This is a genomic window from Nonlabens sp., assembly GCF_051251825.1.
In the GTDB taxonomy this organism is placed as follows: Bacteria; Bacteroidota; Bacteroidia; order Flavobacteriales; family Flavobacteriaceae; genus Nonlabens.
This window is the reverse complement of the sequence record NZ_JBPOGG010000040.1, coordinates 1-3255: the sequence shown is the minus strand read 5'-3', so window position 1 is coordinate 3255 and position 3255 is coordinate 1. Positions and strand designations below refer to the sequence as shown.

Annotated in this window: 2 protein-coding genes; both read right to left on the bottom strand. The window is 34.7% G+C overall.

The window, feature by feature from the left end; translation table 11 throughout:
* Nucleotides 1-87: 87 nt before the first annotated feature.
* The gene (locus ACSHWW_RS14350; RefSeq protein WP_435683156.1) at nucleotides 88-1719 is read right to left on the bottom strand and encodes a tetratricopeptide repeat protein; all 1632 of its coding nucleotides are present in this window, start codon (nucleotides 1717-1719) and stop codon (nucleotides 88-90) included.
* A 15-nt stretch (nucleotides 1720-1734) separates the two neighbouring features.
* A partial coding sequence (locus ACSHWW_RS14345; protein ID WP_435683155.1) for an FG-GAP repeat domain-containing protein occupies nucleotides 1735-3255 on the bottom strand: 1521 nt, incomplete at its 5' end.

Below are 3255 nucleotides of genomic sequence, written 5' to 3'. Positions count from 1 at the left end.
GAATATTGCCGCAATTTAACACCTTTACTAGTGTTTTTCCTAAAATTGTAAGTAGTTCTTTCAATTTGACTTACAATTAGCTAATTGCTAGAGCGATGAAATATATTCTTCCAAATTTACACCTCTATCTAATTTCATCTTTTTTCGTACTCTATACCTCGTTGTATGAACAGATTCTACAGAAATACCAAGGAGCCTGGACATCTCCTTACTGGAAAAATTTAATTTTATCAGAGCGCATATTTTCTGATCAGCTTGGCTGAGTTTTGGATACATGGTGGTAATCTTATGATAAAAAGTTTCATTTACTGCTGTAAACCGAAGCCTAAACTCCTTCCAATTATCGGATCTATTATGAGAAATAGATTTGAGCACTTGCTTTATTTCCGGTTTTTCTGTGGTGCTTTCCAACTCTTTTAACCTGTCTGCAATATCCTTTAAAAATTCATCTTTTTCAACCATTTGCAAAGCAGTAACTGCTAACTCTTTATTTTTTAATGCTAAAAGTTCTTTTCCTTTTTTAATTTCTAGCTGCTTGTTTTTGCTTAAAAGTTGTTTTTCTGCCAGATGTTTTGTCCGCATATATTGAAAAAATCCAACCCCAATAATTATCAGAAAAATAAGAGAGCCAAGCAAAATAATACGTTGTAGAAAGGAGATTTCATCTGCTTGCTCTAATTTTTCCAAACGCTGCTTCTGTACTAGCCGTTCTTGATTTTCTTTTTCAATCCTAAACTCGTCTTTAATCTCTAACAAGCTTTGATTTATTGCTGTTCTACTATCAAAAAATTGGGCATCAATCTCTCTTGATTTTTTTTGATTTCTAAACGCTTTTTCAAACTCACCATGCGCTTCAAATAGATTAGCTAATTTTTCATGAACTAAAGAAGAAAAATCAACATGGCTATTATATTTTTTTGATATCTCTAAAGCTTTTTTATAATAGGTTTTACTCTGTTTATAGTTAGATAAATTTGCATATACGTCACCCATATCTGAATAAACCAAAACTAAATAGGAAGGTCTTTGCTCTATAAACCAAGGTTCTAACTCCTCTAACAATTGTAATGCTTCTTTGTTTTTGTCGTTCACCGATAATTGAAACGCTTTTTCAAAATTAAGATAAGCCAAAGGCAATTGACCATTGGTAGGAGCATAATTAACGAAACAACTATCTAGATAAACTTTTGCCATTTCTGGTTGATTCAGCACTCTATGTGTTGCACTCAGTAAATAATAGTTTCGTACTAAATCTGCTTTCTGCAACTGGCCTTTTTCAACCAGTTTACGATTAATTTCAAGAGAGGTCTGCAGATACTCCAAAGCTTCATCTTTCCGCTTAAAAAAACTATACAATCTGCCCAGCCAATTGTACACAGAAGCTTTTAGCTCATCATTCTTAGCTTTGTCTGCCAAAAATAATGCAAACCAAAGCGTGTCATAAGATTTGTTGTAATCTACGTGTTGTCCATAAATGTACGGCATCTCCAGCAAGGCTTTAACCGCATTTACCGTATCTCCTTTTTTTAAAAATTCCTCATGTTTACGCTGTAAAAGAACTAGAGCACTATCCGGGTTATCTCGCCTTAACTTTTTAGTTTCTTTAAAGAATAGTATAGCTAAAGAATCGTGTTGTTTTTCGGGGTTTTGCTGCGCACTTAACTGGCTCATTGCCGTACAAAGCAAAAAGACAAATCCAAAAAGTAATATATTTCTCATTGGAAATTTCATGCTTTAATTAGTAGTTGTTTTTATTTTAAATAAATCATGTTCATCATTATTATTAACTACTAATATAAAGCTTCCTGATTTCGTATTTATCGTAGTCATATTTCTAACATCTTTATCAGCAAAAAAACCTGATTGTAAACTAGAAATTGACTCAAAATCCCCTTTACCATTTCCTTTAAGGAAATTACCAATACCAGCATCCGAACGTGTGGTCTCCACCTCAGACTGATAGTTGTTGCCCGCTAACACTAAATCCCTGAAACCATCACCATCAAAATCTTGAAATAACATACTATTAATTAGTGCTACTTGAACTCTATTTTCAAAAGGTTGAAAGTTGAATTTATCACCATTATTCAAAAATATTCCTGACCTAAATTCTGTTGCTTTGTAATGAAGTGCCGTTTGAAGTCCCTCGCCCACAATACCTTTTAAATCCTTGCTGGCAAAATCAGTATATGTTGGTATAGTTTGCGCCAAATGCGGCAATTGCTGGGTCATACAACCTTTACCTCTAACAGGAACTTGCTTACCATGGTACTCTTTTGCTAGAATAACATCTTCGGACCCGTTCATATCAAAATCTGAAGTATAGATTTCAAATGGTTTTTCATTAGAAGCATGAAACTTAGAATTTAAACCCATGTTACCGGCAACAATATCTTTGTCTCCATCACCATCTATATCATCTATTAAAAGCTTATTCCACCAACCTACGGCATTTGCTAATTCTGGATATGCATCACTACGCTCTAGCTTGTTGTTTTTATTTAGAAAAACCAAAATACCCATCCACTCGCCAGTCACAACCAAATCAACTTTTTGGTCATTATTGATGTCTACCCATTTGGCATCGGTAACAAGACCTAACCCTTGTAATTCCGGAGCGAGGTTTTCATTTTGAATTGTAAATTTACCTGCATCATTTACCAGCAATAAACTACTTGCCGGATGTGGATATTTACCCGTAATTAGCCTTCCGCCAATAAATAAATCTATGTCGCCATCACCATCATAGTCCGCTGGCTCCACTACTGAACCTGAAATACCTACTTCTGGAATAGCATTTTCAGCTTTCTTAAAATTCCCCTTACCATCGTTTAGATATAACCTATCTACCAACATTCTTGGGTTATCCATAAATTCATAGCTTCCGCTTACTACGTAAAGGTCATTATCTCCGTCACCATCCGCATCAAAAAAGGCAGCCCCAACATCTTCATACGATTTATCTTCTACCAGAACAGAAGAGTTCATCTTCTTAAATGTATTTGACTGACTTATTAATAATTGTCCAGGTTGGTCTTTTCCTCCCCCAATAAACACATCTTCTTGTCCGTCTCCATTAATATCGGATTTTGCTAAGGAAGGCCCTAACTGTGACAACTTATGAGGCAGTAGAATCTGTAAATCAAAATCATTAAAGTAAGGGTCCGAGTGACGGTTGTCAAAAGTGACTTTAGTAAAAAGTAAATGGGCCTTATTTTCTTCTTTTACTTTGGTTTCCGCAAAGCGATAATTTAA

What these genes read in the sequence shown, in the direction of transcription:
- ACSHWW_RS14350 (WP_435683156.1), bottom strand. Translation starts at nt 1,719, where the DNA reads ATGAGAAATATATTACTTTTTGGATTTGTCTTTTTGCTTTGTACGGCA.